General features: G+C 69.9%; 3 protein-coding genes. 2 read left to right on the top strand and 1 reads right to left on the bottom strand.

The window, feature by feature from the left end; translation table 11 throughout:
* Together WAL33_RS09330 and WAL33_RS09325 are read left to right on the top strand one after the other, a co-directional pair.
* Positions 1–676 (top strand): M23 family metallopeptidase (locus WAL33_RS09330; protein ID WP_422180692.1); only part of this gene is annotated, 676 nt, incomplete at its 5' end.
* A gap of 62 nt (positions 677–738) precedes the next feature.
* On the top strand, positions 739–1695 hold the full coding sequence (locus WAL33_RS09325) for an alpha/beta fold hydrolase (protein WP_422180690.1): 957 nt from the start codon (positions 739–741) through the stop codon (positions 1693–1695).
* A 202-nt stretch (positions 1696–1897) separates the two neighbouring features.
* On the opposite strand, the gene rpsU is transcribed toward WAL33_RS09325, so the two are convergent.
* Positions 1898–2137 carry a 30S ribosomal protein S21 gene (rpsU, locus tag WAL33_RS09320; RefSeq protein ID WP_422180694.1) on the bottom strand — a complete coding sequence of 80 codons (240 nt, stop codon included), beginning with the start codon at positions 2135–2137 and terminating at the stop codon, positions 1898–1900.
* Between the last annotated feature and the right edge of the window lie 351 nt (positions 2138–2488).

Below are 2488 nucleotides of genomic sequence, written 5' to 3'. Positions count from 1 at the left end.
CGTGGGCGCGATGGGCGCCGACCTGGACGAGGCCGCGCCGGCCCCGGAGGTCGCGCCCGTCACGGCGCCCGAGCCGCCGTCCCCGCCGCCGCCGGCCTTCGTGTTCGACGCTCCGTTGCCGGGCCATGTGGTCAATTCGCCGTTCGGCCTGCGTCAGATGCCCTGGGAAGAGAACGGCCGCCTGCACGAGGGCGTCGACATCGCCGCCCCCGCCGGCGCCCCCGTTCACGTGGCTATCGACGGGGTCGTCATGCGAAGCGGCGTGTCGTCGACCTATGGCCGTTTCGTCGAGGTGGGCCATAGGGACGGGTTCCACACCTTCTATGCGCACCTGGGCCGCGACGCGGGCCTCAAGCCCGGCGCCTACGTCAAGCGCGGAACCACCGTGGCCTATGTCGGCAGCAGCGGCCGCTCGACCGGCTCGCATCTGCATTTCGAACTGCGCAACAAGGCCGGCAAGCCGCTGAATCCGGCGTTGTTCATGGGCAAGAGCTTCGCTCAGAAGGACGATCTGCCGTTGACGGCCGCCGCCAAGGTGGGCCGCAAGGTGCGCCTGGCCCAGGTCTCCAAGTGGCCCGAGGGCGTGAAGGGCAAAATGACGGCGAACGGCGAGGGCGTGGTCACCCGCGTCAAGGGCGGCCGCATCCGTACGCGGATCAACGTCGTCGACGGTTAGCTCAACGAATTAGGGGGTGTTCTGTCACTCGACGGACATCGAGGCTCGGCTAGAGTGACCGCATGCTCAGCTACGTCGGACGCGCCCTTGCCGGTTTCACTCTTCTCTTGGTCTCGTTCGTCGCCGTGGGCGGCCTGATGTCGGCGGCCGGTCACTCCGTGCCGCGGGGCCGGATGGTCGACATCGGCGAGGGACGCCAGCTGCGACTGGTCTGTGAAGGCCCGTCCCAGGGCGCGTCGGGCGATCGTCCGCTGGTCTGGCTGGAGGCGGGAGCCTTCGGCTTCGCCGCCGACTGGGGCGCGACCCAGGAGGCCCTGAGCGCCGCCGGCTGGCGCTCCTGCGCCTATGATCGGGCCGGCCTGGGCTTCTCGCCGCCGGGGCCCGCCCCGCGCGACGGGCTGGCCATCGTCACCGACTTCGAGAAGCTGGTCGCCGCCTCAGCGGAACCCGGGCCGTTCATCCTGGTCGGCCACTCGATGGCCGGCCTGCGCCTGCGCGAGTATGCCGGGCGCAATCCCGACAAGGTGGCCGGCCTGGTGCTGGTCGACGCCGCCACGGCCGACGCTTCGGAGACCGAGGCGTTCAAGCCGTTCATCCGGGCCTTCGCCACGGCGTCGCGCTGGGCGGCGCACGGCGCGTCGCTCGGGCTCTACAAGCCGCTGGTCTACACCAGCCTGGGCGACAAGATCGGCCTGCCGCCGGCGGCCAAGGCCGAGAAGCGCTGGGCCTTCGCCAACGGCCCCCACAACCGCGCCGCCGCCGCCGAGGTGGCCCAGTGGTCTGAGTCGGCGCGCCAGGCCGTCGCCGCGCCGCCCTATGATCCCGATTGGCCGGTGGCCGTGGTCACCGCCGGGCCGGTCAAGGGGCGTGAGAAGCGCAAGGCGATGCAGGCCGCGCCGGCGGAACGGTCGGCGCGCGGCTATGTCGACCATGTGGAGGCCGCGACCCACACGCGGCTGCTGGGCGAGACGTTCGCCGGGCATATCGTCAAGGCGGTGGAATTCGTGGCGGGGGTCTAAGTCCTCCCCCCGCAGGGGAGGTGTCGGCGAAGCCGACGGAGGGGGGAGTGATCGGCGGGCGGCATCCTGCAGGATCTACGATCCTAAAACTCCCCCCACCGGCCTTCGGCCGCCTCCCCCACAGGGGAAGGACCGACAAAACAAAACCCGCGTGGATCGCTCCACGCGGGTTTGGTGTTTCCAGAAACCTGGAAAGCGTCGCTTAGCGCGCGCCGATCGGCTTCTTCGGCATCGGGATCAGGCCTTCGCGCTGGGCGCGCTTGCGGGCCAGCTTGCGGGCGCGGCGGACAGCTTCGGCCTTTTGACGGGCGCGCTTTTCCGACGGCTTCTCATAGTGCACGTGCCGCTTCATTTCGCGGAACGAGCCTTCGCGTTGCATCTTCTTCTTCAGGGCCTTGAGGGCCTGATCGACGTTGTTGTCGCGGACGAAAATCTGGACCAGGGGTCTCTCTCCATTCGACGGCCCGACCATCTTCCCGAGTCCCTCTCAGGGGCCGGGCGGGCGAACAAAACCTGATAAGCCCGGAAAGGGATCTCCCGGGCGACGAGGGGCGGCTGATAGCAGAGGCGGGGGCCTCTGTCCATGGCGACGCGGCCTAAACTCCCGTGTAGACTCGGATTCATGAGCGACAAAACCGCCGAAGCCCCTCACGACCCGGGTGACTGGGCCCATACGACCGAGCAACGGGTGCTGGACGAGGCCCTGCGCCTGGCCCCGCGCCTGGGGTGGAACCCCGGGATGGCCCGCGCGGCCGCCATGGCCGCGGGCCTGAACGCCGGCGAGGCGCAACTC

Origin of the sequence: Caulobacter sp., assembly GCF_049283275.1 — a bacterium.
Taxonomy (GTDB): Bacteria; Pseudomonadota; Alphaproteobacteria; order Caulobacterales; family Caulobacteraceae; genus Caulobacter.
The sequence above is the reverse complement of the archived record's forward strand: the minus strand, read 5'-3'. Positions and strand labels throughout refer to the sequence as shown.